Genomic DNA, 19,405 nt, shown 5'->3' on the forward strand with positions numbered 1-19,405 from the left:
CCGCGTCATTCTCTGCCCAGACAGTGAAACGGGCAGCGTTAAAGCGTGGTGGCTGCGTTAATCGAGCGTGCAGCCGGGGCTTGCGTCGGTTGGAGAGTTATCGATCACGCGCGCCAGCATCGCGACGAGCGAATCGAGTTCAGTTCGGCTGAAACCTTGCAGCTGCTCATTGAGCACCGCCGCGCCGATCGCCGGAAGCCGCGCCGCCGCTTCGTGCCCGCGCTCGCTCAGCTTCAGTTCGACGATGCGCCGGTCGGTGTCGCTGCGTGTGCGCCGCACGAACCCCTTCTTTTCGAGCCGGTCGAGCATACGGGTCATCGAGCCGCTGTCGTATGACATCTCCCGCGACAGTTCCAGCGGCGTGCGTGCCCGTCCGGACGCCAGACAGAGAATCACGCCGATTTGCTGCGAGGTCAGGCCGAGCGGTTTCAGCGCCTGATCGGTCCGCGCCATCAGCACGTTGCGCGCTCTGGCGAGGTAATAGCCGAGGCTGGTTTCGAGCTGAATCGTGGCGGTATCGTAGAGCGGTTCGCTGTCCATTCGGTGATGACGTCGGGCGCGGCGTGCCGCGATACAACAGTCGTAAAAAAGCAGACAGCAGTATCTTGAAAAGTAGTTGCTTAGTCAATATTATTTGATGCAACGCGTCACGCGCTCTTTGCGCCGCCCGAAACCATGTTTTGATTCCAGCCGCGTCACTACCACGACGTCAGGACCATCCGATGACCCGCCTCGCCAACACCGCCCGCCGACGCTTCGGCCAAGTCAGCAGCACGATCGCCCGAGCTTCGCGTCAGTTCGTCCCGTCGAAACTGAATGCGTGGAAGCTCGCGCTGTATCTGATTGTGTTCTTGCTGCCGGGCGGCTCGTTCGCGGTGCTCGGGATGGGGTGGTTCGAGAATCGGCATCGACGGAAAAGCGCGGCTGCGGCTTCGGCCACCGTTTCCGAGCGCCGCTTGCTCGCGCCACCGGCCGCGCCGTGTCAGGGAAGCTGCGGCGCGACGGGCCGTTGAAGTAACGCGCCGTAACTCATACGTCTGTCCGCGTAACACCAGGCTTACGCTGAAGCCGTTAGGCTAACGTCTGCCCGACGCCCGCCGCGCCCGACCGCGCGGGCGTTCCGTTACCATCTCGGCTCACCGCGTTCGCCGCACCGGATGAAACGCCGCCGACAGGATTCCTGACAAGCAGATGCCGTATTGCCCCGCCGCTTCCGCCTCGTTTTCTCCTCGCACCGTCAATCGCACTGCGCGGCAACTGCGCGCCATTGCGGTTGCTGCCGCAGTCGCCATGGCCGTCGCCGGATGCGCCGTCGGTCCCGACTATCAGCGTCCGGCCACCCCGATGCCGGCCAGCTACAAGGAAGCGCCTCAAGGCTGGAAAGTCGCGCAGCCGTCCGATCAGTTCGACCGCGGCGAATGGTGGACCATCTATAACGACGCCTCCCTCAACGACCTCGAAGCGCGTCTGAACCAGTCGAACCAGAGCATCGCGCAATTCGCGGCTGCGTATCGGCAGGCGCGGGCGCTCGTCGGCGAGGCGAGGGCATCGTATTTCCCGACAATCGGCGCGTCGGCGTCGGCATCGCGTGCGGGGACGGGCGCGGGCAACCGTTCGACCAACAGTTCCAGCTTCGGCCAGCAGGGATCGATCAACAACCAGTTCAGCCTCGCGCTCGACGCGACGTGGGAGCCGGACCTGTGGGGCAGCATCGGCCGGACGGTGAATGCGCAGAAGGCGGGACAGCAGGGCGCCGCCGCCGATCTCGCCAACGCGCGCCTCTCCGCACAGGCAACGCTCGCGCAGACGTACTTCCAGTTGCGCTCGCTCGACGCGCAGCAAAAGCTCCTCGACGACACCGTCGGCGCTTATCAGCAGTCGCTCAAGCTCACACAGAACCAGTATGCGCAGGGCATCGTCGCGCGCTCGGATGTGATTCAGGCGCAAACGCAGTTGCAGTCGGCGCAGGCCGCCGCAATCGATAACGGCGTCGCCCGCGCGCAGTATGAGCACGCGATAGCCGTGCTGGTCGGCGAGCCGGCATCGACGTTCTCGCTTCCCGCCATGCCGCTCGACGCCACGCCGCCCACCGTGCCGGCGGAAATGCCGTCCGCGATTCTCGAGCGGCGGCCCGATATCGCATCCGCCGAGCGCAAGGCCGCGGCGGCGAACGAGCAGATCGGCATCGCGATCGCGGCGTATTTTCCGTCGCTGACGCTGTCGGCTCAGGGCGGCTTCGAAAGTTCGGTGCTATCGCAATTGCTGCGCGCGCCGTCGCGTTTCTGGACGCTCGGGCCGGATATCGCCGCGACGATCTTCGACGGCGGCCTGCGCGCCGCCCGCACCGACGCAGCCCGCGCCGCTTACGATCAGAACGTCGCGACGTACCGGCAGACGGTGCTGACCGCGTTCCAGGACGTCGAGGACAACCTCGCGTCATTGCGGATTCTGGAAAAAGAGATCGTCGTGCAGCAGCAGGCGGTCGAATCCGCGCAGCAGGCGCTCGCGATCATCAACAATCAGTACAAGGCGGGCACCGTCGCGTTCATCAACGTGCTGACGGCTCAGACGACCGCATTCACCGCCCAGCAAAAGCTCGCGAGCATCGCGGGGCAGCGAATGGTGTCGTCGGTCGGACTGGTGAAGGCGCTGGGCGGCGGCTGGGATGCCGGGCAGATGGACCGCGAGACGGGCGGCGTCGAAGCGCCTGTCGCGGTCTCAGCGGAGAAACGCGCGCCGGGCGGCTAGTAGCGCGCGAAGGTCAGCGCGACCGTATCCGGATCGGTATGGCGTCCCAGCAGGTTCAACAGGCCGGCGAGGTTCTCGCGCTGCTGCGGCTCGGCCTTCGCTGTGCCTTCGAACGAAGTCGCGCCCTCCGCGAGCATGCCTTTGCCCGTCAGCAAAAGCGGTCCCTTGGTCGTCGATAAATCGATCGCCGCCGATGCGCCCTGCGCCTGCAACGCAACCCGATACGATCCGAGCGGCCTCACGCGCGACACGCGCGAAGCCATGTCATCGAGCGTGACGACGAACTGGCCGTAAGCATTCTTGCCGAGCACGCGGAATTCGGTCCACGAAAGCCGCACGGTTCCATCGAAGTTCAGCGTATTGAACGGCGCACCGAGTCCGGCGAGCAGCGTCGCGGGCACGGCCATCGCGCCCGGCGAAAGCGACGCGCCCCGCATCGTGGCGTCAACGGTCACGGGGTCGGGCATCGCTTCTGTCTGCCGCATCGTCATGTGGATGCGGCCCGTGAAGAGCGGCCAGAACGCCGTGGTCCATTCGATGCGCCCCGGCAGCAACGTCGCGCCCGCGCCGTCGCCGCCCGCCGCGAGCATCAGTGTCGCGGAGCCGCGCCACAGCGAGCCAGCCGGGTCGACGAGATTCACGTGGCCGCCCGTCGCGCGCGCGAACTGCGGGGTGATCCACGCGGCCGGCAGCATCACGAGCAGCGTTCCGGCGATCGACAACACCATCACGACGAGCGCCGGCAGCGCGAGCCGGATTCTGCGAGTCCAATAGCTCATTTGACCCCGGCCGGTTGCAGCGATGCGCTCAAATCCACCTGGCCGTCCGGCTTGAGCGCCGTCACGTGCGCCTCCGACACCTGCACCTTGAACTGCTTGCGTGCGTCGTCGAGCCACATCGTCCAGTTCGGGAACGATGCGTTCTTCAACTGGATCTGCACCGCCGCGCCGATCACCTGAATCTGCGTCGGCTGCATGCCGTTGTCCGCCAGCGACTTGGCGAGCGCATCGCGCAGCGCGCCGCCCGTCGGCGTGACGCTTTCGGCGTTCCCCGCGAGGGCGCGCGCTTCGGTGGCTTGCGCGGTCATCGTCGCGAGCTGGCGCTGCATCGCCGGCAGCGTTTGGCGCAGGCGCTCGCGGCCTTCGAAAGCCGGCGCCCACAGCACGAGATAAATCAGCGCCACGCCCAGCACGAGGCCGCCCCACAGCAGCAAGGTCTTCTCGCGCGGCGTGCGCCCTTCCCAGAATTCGGAAAGCGTTCGTCCGAGTTCCGCTTTCATTGGCCGCTCCTGATGGTCCATTTGCCGGTATTGGTGTCGATCGCGCCGTTCAGCCCGTTCGCGGCGAGGCGCTTCGTCAGGTCGGGATCGACCTTCGTTTCCGGCTTGAAGGTGACTTCGAGATGCCGGTCGCGATAATCCAGCCCGGCGATGCCATTGACCGGCACCGGGCCAAGCGAACGCGCGAGGCCGTCAGCGAGGGAAAGAAAATCCGAAGGCGACAGCTCGCCCGACGCCACCCGCAAGCGGTCGAGATTGCGCGACATCTGATCAGGCGCATCGAGCACGACGGTCGTTTTCGGGAATGCGTTGAGCAGCAGTTCCGTCATCTGCGCGCTGATCGCGTCGCGCTGGCGCGCAAGCTGAAGCCACTGCACGTTGATCCCGACGATCGACACGATCACCGACGCCGCCACGAGCGCGATCGGCACGCGCAGACGCCGCATCGTCGCGCGATCGAGCCGCCACGGCTGCGCGGCGAATTCGAACTGGCAGAGGTCGAAGCGGCTCGCCAACGCTTGCCGCGCGAAGGCTTCGAACGCGAGCGGCTGCGCGGTCGCCAGCGCCACCGCGCTTCGCGACGACGCGAGGCGCGGCTCGTCGCCGGGCAGATCGGCGAGCGAGTACAGCGTGACCGGCTGATCGCCGGCGAGCGCCGCGAGCGTCGGCGCGATGGAATCGACGGGAAGCGCCAGCCCCTCACCGAGCGCCGCGCCTTCGCCGCGCGCAATGGCGATTTCGACGCGCGGAGCAGCCGGCGACGGCGCGCTCGCCTCGATCTCACCGAGCAGCGCGGGCGCAGTCGACACCACCTTGCCCAGCAATCCCGCGATGAACGGCGTGTGTGCGAACGCTTCGCCTTCGACCGCTTCGACGGCCGGGACGGGCAGGCAGCGCATCGCCGGCACGGCTTTCAGATTGCGATGCCCCGCGCTCGCGAACGCGTCGCAGACGAAGCGGAACCATCCGCGATCGATGACCGCGACCACGCGACGCCCATCCGCGAGCGCGACGGGATCGACCGCGATGTGGCAGGTCTGCGGGTCCTGAATCAATTGATCTTCGACGACGTTCGGCAACGCCTGACGCAGCCGCGGCCCCTTGAGCGGCGGCACGGCGGCGGCGAGCAGCAAGGTATCGCGAGCGGCGACGATCAGCACCGTCAAGCTGGCGCGCGGCAGCAATCCGACTGCGGCGCGGCCGGCGCGCTGCGTCTCGCCGCGCTTGTCGAGCAGCAGAAACGGCAAGTCCGGCAGGTCCCACTCCTGCGAGCGCACCGCGGGATCGCGCGGCGGCAATAGAACGATCAGTGTGCTCAAAGGCCACTTCCTCTTGTCAGAAACATCGTCATCACAGCGCGTCGCGCGTGTAGACGATGCGCGTGGTGTGCGTCGTCGGATCGCGGTAGACGAGCGTCGTGCGCTCGAGCTGCGCGCGCTCATGGTCGACGCGACCGTGAATCACGAAATAGCGCGTGGTGACGTCGAGCTCGCTCGGGTCGATCGACGTCGATTTCACGCCCGCGCCGGTCAGCGCGAGCTGCACGTTGCCGGCATCGTGGAAGAACACCGTCTCGCGGCGCGCGACGAACGCCTGCGCCTGCGACAGGCTCATGCCTTCCACCACCGCCGCGACCACTTCGGCGGGCGCGGTGTTCATGTTGACGGGCGTCGTCGTCGGCAACACGGTCGCGAATTTGCGCAGCTTCGCCACTGCTTCCGCCGAAAAGCCGGGCACGTCGAGGAGCGAATCCACGCTGATCATTTGCAGCGGCGCGACGGGCGCGTTGCTGTCGGCGTCCTTCAGGCCGGGATCGTCGGTGAAGTTGCCGCCGCCCGCCGCGCCGCCGCCCTGCGCGATCGCGGCCATCGTCTGTTCCGGCGATGTCGCGAGGCTCGTGCCGTTGCCGGTCTGCGTCTGGAAGCGCGTGGCGGACCGCGCGAGTCCCGCGCGCATCTGCAAGGCCACCGTCTTCGCCAGCGATCCGTTGATGCCGAGCAGCGTCAACAGCCGCTGAAACGACTGAATCTGCTGCACGTTGATGGTCAGCACGCCCGGCGCGGGCGTCGCGACCAGATTGCGCAGGTTGAATTTCGCCTGCGCATCCTCGATCGAGCCGGACAGAAACGTCTGCGCGCCTTCCTGCGCGCGCACTTCGCCGATCTGCCCGAGAAAATCGGAGAGCTTCGTCTTCGCGATCGGCACGCCCCACACGCCGCCGAGATACGTGACCGTCGGCGAGGTATCCGCTTCCGAACGAAGGATCAGCCGCGTCCAGTCGAGCGCGCTGCGCGAAATCCACTGCGCCTGCGCGAGCAGCCGCTGATTCTCGATGCGCCGCACCTGCACCTGCTGCCGCCACAACATGCCCGAAACCAGAATGGCGGACAGCGCGACGACCAGCAGCGCGCTGATGATCGCGACGCCACGTTGCTTTGCGCTTGCGCCCGCTGTCCGCATCGTCACTCTCCGACCAGAAACACGCGCCTGATCGGCACGCTGAGATTCGGCGCGCCGACCGCCACCTGAATGCCCGATACCGCCCGCGCGAGCGGCGCATTGCCGAGTTGCGGCACCTTCAGGTTGTTGTCGTTGTCGTTGATCTGCGAGAGCACGTCGGCCATGCGCGTCGTCCAGCCTTTCTGCGGAATGTAGACGCGCGCCGCCAGCGACCCGACGCCGCCCATCAGCGGCACGGCGCTCCAGCCATCGGCGGTATCGCCCGATGACAGCGCGCGCCGCACTTCCCCAACGTTTTCGAGCGGCGGCGACGCATACCGCACGATGCGCCCGCTCGACAGCCGATACCGCACCACCTGCAAGCGCGGCGCCGTGTTCGGCGCAAACACGCCGCGCACGATTTGCAGCGAGCCGTTGCCGAGCGACACGGCGGGCTGGCCGGCTTCGTCGTCGGTCGCGGCCTGGCGCGCGTCGATGCGCATCTGGTCGAACAGTTGCGCGACCACGCGCTCGTCTTCCATCGAATTGGTGATGGTCGCACGCGAGCGGATGATCGAATCGAGCCCGCGCCACGACAGCACCGCGATGACCGCGAGAATCGCAATCGCGATCAGCATTTCGAGCAGCGTGAAACCGCGCTGCCGCTGGCCGCTGCGCCGGGCCTCAGAGCGAGCGATTCGTTTCATTCGCCACCACCGTGACCATTTGCGCGAGATTGCCCGAGCGGCCGGGCGTCGAGACGAACATTTCGACGCGCCGGAAGATCGGGTTCGGCGTCGCGGTGACGCGCTGCGTGCAGACGAGCTTCAGGTTGCCTTGGGAGCAATCGAACGAGCGCGAGCCGATATCCGGAAACACGTGCGACAGGCGAAGCTGCGCGAGTTCGTTGTCCGCGCTCCAGCCCGCGAGCAGCCGCCGATGCAGGTCCGCTTCACCCGTCGCAAGCGAGCCGACCGCGCGCAGCGACGCCGCGAGCGCCACCGCGATGATCGCCAGCGCGACGAGCACTTCGATCATCGTGAAGCCGGAGGTTTGGCGTCGCGTGTGCATCACCGCACCTGAAAGCGGCCATTGCCGCTGCCGATGATCGTCGCGCGGCCCGCCGCCGAGACGAGCGTGATTTCCATCGGCGTATCGATGGCTTCCGTGCCGAAGATCAGGCGGCTCACCGACTTGTCGGAATCGAGAAACTGGATGGTCACGCCGGTCACGCCGCCCTCCCAGCGCCGCGCGCGCAGCAGGTCGTCGCGCAGCGGACGCCAGCCGTCCTCGGTGCGGATGTCGAAGCGAAACCCGCCGTCGGTCGGCTGCCAGGCGATGGGGCGCGCGCGCACTTGCGCTTCGTCGCCCGCCGATTCGAACAGCAGCGCAAGCCGCTGCGCCTCTTCGTTCAGATCGGTGCGCGGATTGCGCGTGAGCTGCAGCGAGGCGAGCGACACGAGCAAGCCGGCGATCACCAGCACGACGAGCATTTCCAGCAGCGTGAAACCTGCCTGACGACGCGCTTTTCGATGCCCGTTCACGCTGATCTCTCAACTACGCAATGGCTATTGCCACGAGCCGACGTCGGCATCGTTGCCGTCGCCGCCCGCCTTGTTGTCCGCGCCGTAGCTGAACACGTCGATTTCGCCGTGCACGCCCGGATTCAGATACTGATATTGGCCGCCCCACGGATCGGCCGGAAGACGCTCCAGATAACCGCCGTCCTTCCAGTTGTTCGGCACCGGCTCGGTGGACGGCTTCTCGACCAGCGCGCGCAAGCCTTGCTCTTGCGTCGGATAGCGGCCGTTGTCGAGCCGGTACAGCTTCATCGCCTGCATGATGGTGCCGATGTCCTGCTTCGCGGCGACGCGGCGCGCTTCGTCCGGACGGCTCATGATCTTCGGCACGATGAGCGCGGCGAGAATGCCGAGAATCGCGATCACGACCATGATTTCGATGAGCGTGAAACCGCGTTGACGACGCCCCTGGGCCTGCGCCCGGGTGATTTGCATGCGGCGTTGAGTCCACATTTGCATGAGTGCTACCTCGTGGTTGATTCTGGGCTTGCGCCCGCTGTGATTAAAGGACAAGCGGCTTACACATGATGGAAGCCGCCGGGCATTCTATCCATCCGCGCCCGCCGCGCCGTGACCGCAGTCAACGCGCGCACTAGCGCACGTAGATCGTCGGTCCGGGCGGCATCGGCGGCAGGAAGATTTCCGACTTCGCGCCGTTGCGTTCGATGATGATCGAGCGCGGCCGCACCTCCGACAGCTTCACGCCCTGCGTGAGCGCGCTGCCGAGCGACACCGCGCGCGCCGGTTCGCCGCCGTAGCTGACGATGGCCGCCGCGCCGCCCTGCAGCGCGAGGATGCCGAACAGATGCACGTCGGAATTCGCCTGACGCTCCAGTTGCCCGCCGAAGATGGTCGCGGCCTGCTCGACCGATGGCGTGCGCGTCGCGGCGGCGGCGGGCAGCGGCGCGGTCTGACGCGAGGTCAGCGTGACGACCCAGTACGTCACCGTCACGCAAAAGAGCGCCAGGGCGGCAAGGGTGAGCAGGCGGGTTTGCAGGGCGTTCATTACTGCACCAGATTGTTCAGTTCGATGATCGGCAGCATCACCGCAAGCACGATGACCAGCACCACGCCGCCCATCGCCAGGATCAGCAAGGGTTCGAGGAGGCTCGTGAGGAACATCGTGCGGCGTTCGAGTTCGCGCGATTCGCCTTCGGAAGCGCGGTCGAGCATCGTGGTGACGTCGCCGGTCGCTTCGCCCGAGCGGATCAGATGCACGAGCACGGGCGGAAACGTCTTCGTGTTGCCGAGCGCGCGCGATAGCGACGAGCCTTCGCGCACGCGCACGATGGCGTCGTCGACGTTATTGCGCATCGCCGTGTTGCTCAATGTTTCGCCCGCGGCCTGCAACGCACGCAGGATCGGCACGCCGGCGGCGGTCAGAATGGCGAGCGTGCTGGCGAAGCGCACGGTGTTATAGCCGCGCACCAGCTTGCCGACGAGCGGCGCGGTCAGCAGCCAGCGGTCGAACGCGAGGCGCGGTCCGGGCCGCGACAGAATGCGCCGCACGAGCCACGCAAGCACCGCGACCGAAATCAGCACCGCCCACCAGTAACTGCGCACGAACGCGGACAGCGCCATCATCATCACGGTGAGGAAGGGCAGCGCCTGCTTCGTGCTGGCGAACACGTTCACCACTTGCGGCACGACATAGCTCAACAGGAACGTGACGATGCCGAACGCGATGATCGTCACGATGCCCGGATACGTAAATGCCAGAATGATCTTCTGCTTCAGCGCATTGCGCTGCTCGATGTAATCGGCGAGACGCGACAGCACGAGCCCGAGCTTGCCGGTATGCTCGCCCGCCGCCACCAGCGCGCGATAAATCTCCGGGAAGTCCTTCGGATGCTGCGCGAGCGCGTTGGCGAAAGAATGGCCGCCGAGCACTTCGGCGCGGATTGCGGCCATAAGTTCGCGGATGTAGTCGCGCTCCGATTGCTCCGTCAGCACCGCGAGCGTTTCGCCGAGCGGCAGGCCGGCGATCAGCAGGCTCGCGAGCTGGCGCGTCAGGATGGCCTGCTCGCGCTGCGACAGCCGACGCCCCAGCGACAGGCGCTGCTGCCGCTCCCCGCGCGTGCGCGTGCCGGCGGCCTCGACGACCAGCGGCGTCAGTCCTTGCGTGCGCAACTGGCTGCGCGCGGCGCGGGCGCTGTCAGCATCGAGAACGCCGGTCTGCGTCTTGCCCGCGTGGTCGATCGCTTCGAAACGGAAAGCTGGCATACGTTACGCTCCGCCCTTAATCGCCACCGGTCACGCGCAGCACTTCTTCGAGCGATGTCACGCCCGCCGCCAGCCAGCGGTTGCCGTCCTCGCGCAGCGTGCGCATGCCTTGTGCGCGGCCGGCGGCGAGAATCTCGGCGTCGGCGGCGTTGCGATGGATCAGCGGGCGGATCTCGTCGTCGATCAGCAGCAGTTCGTACACGCCGCGACGGCCTACGTAACCGGACTGGCCGCATCGGTCGCAACCGACCGGATGCCAGTGCTTCACGCCGTTCTCGTCCTCGCGCTCTTCCTTGCAGACCGGACACAGCTGGCGCACGAGCCGCTGCGCGAGCACGCCGAGCAGCGACGACGCCAGCAGATACGGTTCGACGCCCATATCGGTGAGACGCGTGACGGCGGATGCCGCATCGTTCGTGTGCAGCGTCGCGAGCACCAGGTGACCGGTCAGCGACGCCTGCACCGCGATCTGCGCGGTTTCGAGGTCGCGAATTTCCCCGATCATGATGATGTCCGGGTCCTGACGAAGAATGGAGCGCAGCGCCCGCGCGAACGTCATGCCGATGCGCTCGTTCACCTGCGTCTGACCGATGCCCGACAAGTCGTATTCGATCGGGTCTTCCACCGTCATGATGTTGGTGGTGGTCGTCTCGAGCCGCGACATCGACGCGTACAGCGTGGTCGTCTTGCCCGAGCCGGTCGGACCGGTCACGAGCACGATGCCGTGCGGCTTGCCGATCAGTTTGTCGAAATTGACGAGCGTGTCGCGCGCCATCCCGAGCGTTTCGAGATTCAGGCGTTGCGCGTCCTTTTCGAGCAGACGCAGCACCGCGCGTTCGCCGTGGCCGGTCGGCAGCGTGGACACGCGCACATCGACCGGACGGCCGCCGACGCGCAACGTGATGCGGCCATCCTGCGGCAAACGTTTCTCGGCGATATCGAGCTGCGCCATGATCTTGATTCGCGAGATCAGCGCGCCGTGCAGCGCCTTCTTCGGACGCACGACATCACGCAACGTGCCGTCGACGCGAAACCGCACCACCGACGCGTTCTCGAACGGCTCGATATGAATATCCGACGCCTGTTCGCGCGCCGCCTGGGTCAACAGCGCGTTGATCATGCGGATGATCGGCGCGTCGTCTTCGGATTCCAGCAGGTCTTCGACTTCCGGAATGTCCTGCATCAGACGCGACAGATCGACTTCGCCTTCCACCTCGCCGACCACTTGCGCGGCGCTGCCGTCGTTGCGGGCGTAAGCCGAGTTGATCGCGGCGGCGAGTTCGTCGGCTGACTTGCGCACGATCGACAGCGCGCCGAAATTGCGCGCGACTTCCGCGAGGGCGGCGTCGCTCGTGCGCTCGCTGATCCACACTTCGATGTTGTCCGCGTGCTGATGCGCGAGCAGAATCTGCCCGCTTCGCGCGAAGCCGTAAGGCACGAGCCGCGCGGCAAGCGGCGACGCGGCCGTGGCGGCCCCGTGCGCTGCTGCATCGGCGAGGGGGTTCGTGCTTTCGACTACCGCGTTCACCGTGTTCACGGTCGGGCTCCTGTCGGACTGCTGTCGAGCGGCCTCGCGCTCGGCGCATTGTTAGGCACCGCGTAGTTGTTCGTCGCCGCGTTGCCCGGCATGGCGTTGGTCGCCGCGTTGCCGGGCATCGCGTTCGTCGCGCCGTTGGCGGGCGCCGGATACGTGCTCTGCGGCGCCTGCTGATACGGCTGCGGCGCGGGGCCGGCGTTCGGGTCCTGCGGCAGCGTCGAACTCGGCACGCCGCGCGTCAGATTGTTCCAGTCGAGCAGATTCTGGGCCGGAGCGCCACCGCCTTCGCTCGGACCGAGCGGCTTCGGCGGCATCATCGGCACGTTCTGATCCTTGATGAGGCGGTTATCCGTGGTCGATCCGTATTGCTGCTGACGCAAATAGTCGTAGCGCGAGTTCGCGATCTGCGTGGCCGTGGACTGGTCGCGCACGATGACCGGACGCAGGAACACCATCAGGTTCGTTTTCGTGCGCGTCTTGCTTTCGCTGCGGAACAGGCTGCCGATGAACGGAATGTCGCCGAGCAGCGGAATCTTGCTGTTGTTGTTGTTGTACTGGTCCTGCATCAGGCCGCCGAGCACGACGATTTCGCCGTCGTCGGCAAGAATGGTCGACTGCACCGAGCGCGTGTTGATGGTCACGCCGCCCGGATCGGTCTTGGTCGAGGCATCGACGCTCGAATCTTCCTGATAGATCTGCATCTTGAGCACGCCGCCGTCCGTGATTTGCGGCTTCACGTGCAGCGTCACGCCGACGTCGCGCCGGTCGAACGTGTTGAACGCCGTCACCGACGTGGCCGCGTTCGCAGTCGGCGTCGCATACGAGCCCGTCACCACCGGCACGTTCTGGCCGACGACGATCTTCGCTTCCTCGTTGTCGAGCGTGATCAGATTCGGCGTGGAGAGAATGTTCGCATCCGACGACGTCGACAGCGCCTGCAACAGCCCGCCCAGACCGAACAAATTGCCGAAACGATGAAGCAGGCCAATGTTCAGGCCGTTGGCGAGCAGGCCGGTCGTCGACGTGATGGCGGAGGGATTCTGCGCGATCGCATTGCCCTGCACGGTCAGATCGAAGATGTTCGTATTGCCGGAGCCGAAGCTCGAACTGCCGTAGAGCGCGTTGTTGCCGCCGTTCGAGAGCAGCAGGCCTTGCCACTGGATGCCGAGGTTCGCGCCCGTCGTCGCGGAAAGCTCGACGATCAGCGCTTCGATATAGACCTGCGCGCGGCGCGCGTCGAGCTGGTCGATGACCGAGCGCAAGTTGCGATAAACCGGGTCCGCCGCGGTAATGATCAGCGAATTGGTCGCGGAATCGGCCTGGATCATGCCGCCGCCGCTGCCGGTATCGTTGCCGCTCTCGCTCTCCTTGTTCGACGAGAAGCTGCTGTCGCGATTGCCGCCCGAGCCGGACATCGGATTGTTGCCCATGCCGGAACTGCTGCTGCTGCTCATGCCGCCAGGCAGCGGCGGCATGCCGGCGGAGCCCGTCGAGCTGGACGAGTTGCCGAGGCCGCTTTGTCCGAACGAGTTCGACGTGTTCGAGCCCGAACTGCCCGAAGTGTTGTCCGACCCGCCGCCGCCCTTGCCGAGCATCGCGCGCAGCGTTTTGGCAAGACGCGTCGCGTCGGCGTTGCGCAGCGCGACGACGTGCATGTTGCCGGGCTCGGACGTGGGCGCATCCAGTTTCTTCGCCAGTGCCTTCGCAGCCGCGAGCCGCGCGCTGCTGGACGCGCGGAACATCAGCGAATTGGTGCGCGCGTCGGGCGTGACGGTGACTTTGAGCGTCGCGTCGGTGCTGCCGATCGTGCCGGGATCGAGCAGCTTGTTCATCTGCTCGGCGACGTCGATCGCGTTCGCGTTCTTCAGCGAGACGACATCGACTTCGCGGCCCGCCGCCGTATCGATGCCCGCGATAATGCCGGCGATGCGCCGCACGTTGTCGGCGTAATCGGTGACGACGAGCGTGTTGTTCGCGGGATAGGCGGCGATCGTGTTGTTCGGCGAGATCAGCGGGCGGAGCACCGGCAGCAGGTTGTTCGCCGATTCATTGCGCAGCGTGAAGACCTGCGTGATGACCTGATCGCCGCGCGCGCCAGGCGCATTGCCGACGTACGTCGGCACGCCTTGCAGCTTGGCGTCGGCTTCGGGCACGACCTTCAACACGCCGTGATCCTGCACGAGCGAGAAGCCCTGCATGCGCAACGACGACTGCAGCGTCTTCAGCGCCTGCTCCTCGGGCACCGGATTCTCGGAGACGAGGTTGAGCTGCCCCTTCACACGGGGATCGACGATGATGGTTTTGCCGGTAGCGGCGCCGATCGCCTTCGCGACCTGGTCGATATCGGCGTTGACGAAATTCAACGTCACTTGCGCGTGCGCGGCTTGCGCGACGATAAGTCCCGCCGCCAGCAGTGCCGTCGCGTGGCGACGCAGTGCCATAGGTTGTCTTCTCATGGATGTGATGTCTGAGCCGGGCTACAAAAATTAACCGGCTAAGGCGGCGCCAATGATTTCGACGGCGCTGCCGACCGAGGTGCAAGCGTGTCCGCTCCACCACGATTATTTATAAAAATGTGACGATAGCAGCTTTGCGTAACGAATTTATTCCAATTCGCTGACGTAATGGCTGCAGCCGGCTGCGTGCCGAGTGATTCCCGCCGCCGTTGAAGCATTCCAGAAACTTGCCGATATACCGTCAGGCGGCTTCCGTCGACTCAGTCGAATTTGCGCGGGAGCCGAATTGTAACGCGTATACAACACTTTATTATTCATACGTTTAGCTGCGTATTGGCAACCGTCCATCGTCGCGGCCGATCCGCTTCGCGCATTGTGTCGGACCTATGTCGGCTAGCTAACTTATGACCTGAAACGTCAGCCGGTATCATACGGGCGGTTCGGCTTGGCCGGCACGTGCCCGGCACACGGGTTTTCCCGACACCGGCCCGGCTCGGACATGGGTTTCTGGCGACGGCGCGCATGCGTCGCGTCGGCGGTATGACGTTCCGCATCGGCGGATGGAGTAGATAGACAATGAAGAGATTCCTGCGATTACCTGTGATGGCGTTCGGCGCGATGTTGGCGGCCGGCGCGGCGCATGCCGACTGCTTCGACGAAGCGGCGAAGTATCAAAAGGTAAATCCGCTCATACTGCGCGCCATCGCCTGGCAGGAATCGCACAACAAGCCCGATGCCATCAACAAGAACGCCAACGGCTCGACGGACTACGGGCTGATGCAGATCAACTCCATCCACCTGAACACGCTGTCCCAATATGGCATCTCGAGCGGCACGCTGATGGAGCCGTGCAAGAGCGTCTACGTCGCCGCGTGGCATCTGCGCCAGAAGATGAACAAGTATGGCAATTCGTGGCAGGCGGTCGGTGCTTACCATTCCGAAACACCTGCGCTGCGCGACAAATACTCGGCGCAGATCATCGAGATTCTGCGGCGCTGGAAGCTGCTGCAAGCCGCCAAGTAAATCCGGGCGTCGGCGGGCCGCGGCCGCAAGCGCCGCCTTCGCTGCATTTTTGATGCAGAATCGTCGCTTCCAGGCGTCTCGATGCCCCCGCAGCCCTTCCACTGATCGCCCGCAATGAACCAGACACCCCTGCCAGTCACCGTGCTTTCGGGCTTCATCGGCGCGGGCAAGTCCACGCTCGTCGACGCGTTGCTCGCCAATCAGCAGGACGTGCGCATCGGCACGATCACCGGCCAGTCGCTGCACGACATGGAACAGGCAATCGTCGATCTCGCGGCCCAGCAACGCTTCGATGCCATCGTGATCGAATCGACGGGCGTCGATAACCCGATGGACATCGCCGAGCATCTCGCTTTCGCCGATGACGACGAGTCCGCGCTCGCCGGCCGCGCGCGTCTCGATACCTTCGTGACCGTCGTCGATGGATCGAGCTTCATGCGCGATTACGCATCGGCGGATTCGCTCGCGGAACGCGGCATCGCTATCGGCGACGAAGCGCATGACGAAGGCAAGACGGTCGTCGAAACGCTCGTCGAGCAGATCGAATTCTGCGATGTCATCGTCTTGAACAAGACCGATCTCGTCAGCGAAGCAGAACTCGACAAAGTGGCGCGCGTGCTGCGCGGTCTCAATCCGCGCGCCGTGCAGATTCGCGCTGAGTTCGGCAATGCACCGCGCGATGAGCTGATCGACACCGGCCGCTTCGACTTCGATGCGACGGCGAGCGCGCCCGGCTGGCTCTCGATTCTCAACGGCGATGAGACATCCGATGCCGGCGATTCAGGCGTCGGCCACTATGTGTATCGCGCGCGCCGGCCGTTTCATCCGGAACGGCTCTGGAATCTGCTGCATCAGGAATGGCCCGATGTGCTGCGCGCGAAGGGCTTCTTCTGGCTGGCGACGCGCAGTGTCGTGGGCGGATCGTTGTCGCAGGCGGGCGGGACGCTGCGTCACGGCCCGGCGGGCGTGTGGTGGGCGGCGCAGGATCGCAGCGAATGGCCGACCGATGACCCCGAGCTGGAAGCGGAGATCGTCGCGGAATGGTTCGGCGATCCCGACGACAACAGCATCGGCGACAGGCGGCAGGAGCTGGTGCTCATCGGCCTGGATCTGGATGCCGATGCGTGGCAGCGCAGGTTCGACGCATGCCTGCTGACCGACGAAGAATGGGCGCTCGGAGCGGATGGCTGGCAACGCTTCAGCGATCCGTTCCCGGCGTGGGACGTGGAAGAACACGATCATGACCATGAGCACGGCGGCCACGATGACCACGGCCACGATCACGGCCCCGGCTGCGATTGCGACGATCACCGGCACTGAGCAAATAAAAAAACCCGCCGAAGGCGGGTTTCTAAATTCTCATGGTCTCCAGCTTATCTCCGCACATGCGGAAGAACCTGACCAACAGGCGCTGCGAGGCGCTGCGCAACTGAGCGGGAAGCGCCACACGGCAGACAGCTTACTTCTTGTTGACTGCGTCTTTGAATGCCTTGCCAGCCGTGAACTTGACCGTCTTTGCTGCCGGAATCTTGATGGATTCGCCGGTCTTCGGGTTACGGCCGGTGCGCGCTGCGCGCTTTCCCGAACCGAAGCTGCCGAAACCGATCAACTGAACCGCGTCACCTTTCGAGACAGCCTTCTTGATCACTTCGAGCAACGTGTCGAGCGTTTCGCCGGTTTGAGCCTTGCTTGCGCCGGTTTGGGCGGCTACGGCGTCGATCAATTCCTGTTTGTTCATTAAGGTTCCTTTATCAGTTTAGGTTGACACGAACAGCGCGAACGCGCCGATTATACGTGCGCAAGCCCTGCAGTCGAGTAGGGGCGACCTTGTGGCCTGCCCGTCCGGCGAAGCGGCGCGGTTTCGCGCCGCTTCGTCTGCATTGCCTTACATCAAAGTCTCGCGCCGCCTTCGAACGCGGCGCTTCGTATGATAGCGCAGCGCAAACCCAATCAGGATAAGGGTTTCAAAGATTTACCCTTATGTAACCAGGGGTTGCCGGCGGATTTTTGGCGCGCAATCTTCGCGCGCCGGCGCACGCCCGCGGAGTGCGCGTTCGAGTCGCGAACGCGCGTTGGTTTTTGCCAACGTTTAGCGTGAAAACGCTTGTCCGTATTGGGTTTGGCGCGTCCGGACGGGTCGCGGGCCATCGCGTGCGGCCCGCTCCGACTTCCGGCGATACAGTGTCATGTTTGCCCCAACACGCCGCTCGACGCATGACTCACTCTTCGCCGCTTCTCGCCTTTCACGATCTTCCCGCACGCTGGAAGAACACGCGCATCTTCACATTCCTCGCGGCCGATGCGCGTATCGGCAGTCACCGCGCCTTGCTCGCCGTGTGGCGTCTGTGGCGCGAATCCAGCGCGCGAAGCGAACGTCTGCATCTGGTGGCGATCGCGCCGCTCACCGTTCACCAAGACGAAGACGCGCTTTCGACCGCACTCGGCGAAGCCTTGCCGATGCGCACGCCGGGCGTGCATCGCCTGGAACTCGATGCGGGGCGCGTCGTGCTCACGCTCGCCATCGGCGATGAAGACGACGCCGACCTGCTGTCGAAACTGTGGCTGCGCGCCGATGCCATCCATTTCGACGCATCGCAACACGACGATCCGCGCAAGCTGTGCAAAACGCTCGCGCGCTTCGCCGCCGATGCCGCGACGCTCTCGGCTTCGGCGCCCGAGCCTGCGAAAGCGGCTCTGCTCAAGACGCTGACAAGTTCCGGATTCGATTGCCACGCGACGGCTGACGGCATAACGGGCCGTTTCGCACCGCGCTGGCGGGTGCGCCGTCACGATCCGCCGGTTGCATGCAACGCGCCGGCGCGCGACGCGATCGTGATCGGCGCGGGACTCGCGGGCTGCGCGATGACATCGGCGCTCGCGTCTCGCGGATGGCGTGTCACGCTGATCGACCGCCATTCATCGCCCGCGCGGGACGCATCGGGAAATCCGGCTGGCGTCTTTCACCCGATTATCTGGCGCGACGACAGCGTCGCCGCCCGCCTGACGCGCGCCGGTTTTCTTCACGCGCTGCGCCGATGGTCCGCGCTCGAGGCCGCCGGCCATGACTTGCAGCGCAGCCGCGCGGGCCTGCTGCAAATCGCCGATACGCCGGACGATGCGGACGCGCTCGCCGACGCCATCGAACGATTCCGCTATCAGCGCGATTACGTCACCGCGATGACGCGCGACGAAGCATCGCGGGTGGCGGGCGTCGATGTCGCACGCGGCGGTTGGTTCTTTCCGCGCGGCGGCGCCATTTCGCCGGCCGCTGTCTGCGCGGCGCAACTGGCCGCCGCCGGCGATGCGCTCACCGCGCGCATGAATACGGAAGTGGCGCGCGTCGAGCACGACGGACGGGACTGGCAGGCGTTCGATGCAAGCGGCGCACTGATCGCGAAAGCGCCGGTCATCGTGTTGGCGAACGCGCACGATGCCGCACGCCTCGCCGGCCTCTACGGCGAACCGACGCGCGGCGTGCGCGGCCAGCTTTCGCTGCTCGACGCGGGCCCGCTCGATGGGCTGCGCGTGCCGGTCATCGGCGAGGGATACGCCGTGCCGTTGAGCGACGGCCGCACGTTGATCGGCGCGACCTACGACATCGACGACACCGACCCCGGCCTGCGCGACGCCGGACATCGGGAGAACGTGGAGCGCGTCGGCCGGATGCTGCCGGCGCTTCGGGACGTATCCGCGTCGCACGGACGCGTGGCGTTTCGCTGCGTGACAAGCGATCGCATGCCGATGATTGGTCAACTCGCCGACGAAACCGCCGCGCGTCGCGACGCGCAACGGCTGTCCGGCGCATGGCCGCTCGACTTGCCGCGCGTCGAAGGGCTGTACGGCGCGTTCGCGTTCGGCTCACGTGGCCTCGTATGGGCGACGCTCGGGGCGGAACTCATCGCTTCGCAGATCGAGGGCGAGCCGTGGCCGATCGAACGCGAGCTGGCCGAAGCCGTCGATCCGGCGCGATTCCTTCTGCGAGCGTTACGTCACGGAGCGATCTCCGCGCCGCAGTTGTCCTCGTGACGCTGTGGATAACCCGGCGAATTGCGCCGAGAAGAGCTGTGAACGCGTTGTGCACGTAAACGGGACAAGCCGCAGGCACCGGTCGGACGGCTGA

Annotated in this window: 19 protein-coding genes; 5 read left to right on the forward strand and 14 right to left on the reverse strand. The window is 65.6% G+C overall.

Features of this window, described 5'->3' with window-relative positions; genetic code table 11:
• Positions 1 to 57 precede the first annotated feature (57 nt).
• A complete protein-coding gene (locus BG57_RS07975; RefSeq protein ID WP_035962055.1) occupies positions 58 to 540 on the reverse strand; it encodes a MarR family winged helix-turn-helix transcriptional regulator in 483 nt (160 codons plus the stop codon).
• Positions 541 to 722: 182 nt separating this feature from the next.
• Between BG57_RS07975 and BG57_RS07980 the strand changes: the two genes are divergently transcribed.
• Together BG57_RS07980 and BG57_RS07985 are read left to right on the forward strand one after the other, a co-directional pair.
• Positions 723 to 1,013, forward strand: a complete 291-nt coding sequence (locus BG57_RS07980; protein ID WP_052005665.1) for a hypothetical protein — start codon at positions 723 to 725, stop codon at positions 1,011 to 1,013.
• 178 nt (positions 1,014 to 1,191) lie between these two features.
• Positions 1,192 to 2,748 (forward strand): efflux transporter outer membrane subunit, encoded by a 1,557-nt coding sequence (locus BG57_RS07985; RefSeq protein WP_035962056.1) that lies wholly within the window; start codon positions 1,192 to 1,194, stop codon positions 2,746 to 2,748.
• Here the strand turns inward: BG57_RS07985 and BG57_RS07990 are convergent.
• From BG57_RS07990 to gspD, 12 genes are all read right to left on the reverse strand, one after another.
• Positions 2,745 to 3,527 (reverse strand): type II secretion system protein N, encoded by a 783-nt coding sequence (locus BG57_RS07990; protein ID WP_035962059.1) that lies wholly within the window; start codon positions 3,525 to 3,527, stop codon positions 2,745 to 2,747. The two genes, BG57_RS07985 and BG57_RS07990, sit on opposite strands and share 4 nt — an antisense overlap.
• Positions 3,524 to 4,027: a type II secretion system protein GspM gene (gene gspM / locus BG57_RS07995; RefSeq protein ID WP_035962060.1), complete on the reverse strand. Its 504-nt coding sequence runs from the start codon at positions 4,025 to 4,027 to the stop codon at positions 3,524 to 3,526. The genes BG57_RS07990 and gspM overlap by 4 nt, the downstream gene beginning before the upstream one ends.
• Complete coding sequence (gene gspL, locus BG57_RS08000; RefSeq protein ID WP_035962063.1) at positions 4,024 to 5,346, reverse strand: type II secretion system protein GspL; 1,323 nt, start codon at positions 5,344 to 5,346, stop codon at positions 4,024 to 4,026. The genes gspM and gspL overlap by 4 nt, the downstream gene beginning before the upstream one ends.
• A 31-nt stretch (positions 5,347 to 5,377) precedes the next feature.
• Positions 5,378 to 6,487 carry a type II secretion system minor pseudopilin GspK gene (gene gspK, locus BG57_RS08005; protein WP_035962065.1) on the reverse strand — a complete coding sequence of 370 codons (1,110 nt, stop codon included), beginning with the start codon at positions 6,485 to 6,487 and terminating at the stop codon, positions 5,378 to 5,380.
• Between the two features lie 2 nt (positions 6,488 to 6,489).
• Positions 6,490 to 7,173: a PulJ/GspJ family protein gene (locus tag BG57_RS08010; protein WP_075583101.1), complete on the reverse strand. Its 684-nt coding sequence runs from the start codon at positions 7,171 to 7,173 to the stop codon at positions 6,490 to 6,492.
• A complete protein-coding gene (gene gspI / locus BG57_RS08015) occupies positions 7,151 to 7,537 on the reverse strand; it encodes a type II secretion system minor pseudopilin GspI (protein WP_035962069.1) in 387 nt (128 codons plus the stop codon). The genes BG57_RS08010 and gspI overlap by 23 nt, the downstream gene beginning before the upstream one ends.
• Positions 7,537 to 8,010, reverse strand: a complete 474-nt coding sequence (locus BG57_RS08020) for a GspH/FimT family pseudopilin (protein WP_035962071.1) — start codon at positions 8,008 to 8,010, stop codon at positions 7,537 to 7,539. The genes gspI and BG57_RS08020 overlap by 1 nt, the downstream gene beginning before the upstream one ends.
• Before the next feature lie 24 nt (positions 8,011 to 8,034).
• Complete coding sequence (gspG, locus tag BG57_RS08025; protein ID WP_035962073.1) at positions 8,035 to 8,505, reverse strand: type II secretion system major pseudopilin GspG; 471 nt, start codon at positions 8,503 to 8,505, stop codon at positions 8,035 to 8,037.
• Between the two features lie 133 nt (positions 8,506 to 8,638).
• A complete protein-coding gene (locus tag BG57_RS08030) occupies positions 8,639 to 9,052 on the reverse strand; it encodes a type II secretion system protein N (protein WP_035962075.1) in 414 nt (137 codons plus the stop codon).
• On the reverse strand, positions 9,052 to 10,269 hold the full coding sequence (gene gspF / locus BG57_RS08035) for a type II secretion system inner membrane protein GspF (protein ID WP_035962077.1): 1,218 nt from the start codon (positions 10,267 to 10,269) through the stop codon (positions 9,052 to 9,054). Before gspF ends, BG57_RS08030 begins: the two co-directional genes overlap by 1 nt.
• A gap of 16 nt (positions 10,270 to 10,285) precedes the next feature.
• Positions 10,286 to 11,806: a type II secretion system ATPase GspE gene (gene gspE, locus BG57_RS08040; protein ID WP_035962079.1), complete on the reverse strand. Its 1,521-nt coding sequence runs from the start codon at positions 11,804 to 11,806 to the stop codon at positions 10,286 to 10,288.
• Entirely contained in the window at positions 11,803 to 14,247 is a 2,445-nt protein-coding gene (gene gspD, locus BG57_RS08045; protein ID WP_052005666.1) for a type II secretion system secretin GspD, read from the reverse strand. Before gspD ends, gspE begins: the two co-directional genes overlap by 4 nt.
• Positions 14,248 to 14,838: 591 nt before the next feature.
• On the opposite strand from gspD, the gene BG57_RS08050 reads away from it, so the two are divergent.
• Both BG57_RS08050 and BG57_RS08055 read left to right on the forward strand, forming a co-directional pair.
• Positions 14,839 to 15,285 carry a lytic transglycosylase domain-containing protein gene (locus BG57_RS08050; protein ID WP_052005667.1) on the forward strand — a complete coding sequence of 149 codons (447 nt, stop codon included), beginning with the start codon at positions 14,839 to 14,841 and terminating at the stop codon, positions 15,283 to 15,285.
• 114 nt (positions 15,286 to 15,399) lie between these two features.
• The gene (locus BG57_RS08055; RefSeq protein WP_035962084.1) at positions 15,400 to 16,605 is read left to right on the forward strand and encodes a GTP-binding protein; all 1,206 of its coding nucleotides are present in this window, start codon (positions 15,400 to 15,402) and stop codon (positions 16,603 to 16,605) included.
• 139 nt (positions 16,606 to 16,744) lie between these two features.
• Here BG57_RS08055 and BG57_RS08060 read toward each other — a convergent pair whose 3' ends face one another.
• On the reverse strand, positions 16,745 to 17,023 hold the full coding sequence (locus tag BG57_RS08060) for an HU family DNA-binding protein (RefSeq protein ID WP_035962086.1): 279 nt from the start codon (positions 17,021 to 17,023) through the stop codon (positions 16,745 to 16,747).
• Between the two features lie 476 nt (positions 17,024 to 17,499).
• Here BG57_RS08060 and mnmC1 point away from each other — a divergent pair, with 476 nt between their 5' ends.
• Positions 17,500 to 19,311 (forward strand): FAD-dependent 5-carboxymethylaminomethyl-2-thiouridine(34) oxidoreductase MnmC1, encoded by a 1,812-nt coding sequence (gene mnmC1 / locus BG57_RS08065; protein ID WP_035962087.1) that lies wholly within the window; start codon positions 17,500 to 17,502, stop codon positions 19,309 to 19,311.
• The last annotated feature ends 94 nt before the right edge of the window (positions 19,312 to 19,405 follow it).

The organism is Caballeronia grimmiae, from assembly GCF_000698555.1.
Taxonomy (GTDB): Bacteria; Pseudomonadota; Gammaproteobacteria; order Burkholderiales; family Burkholderiaceae; genus Caballeronia; species Caballeronia grimmiae.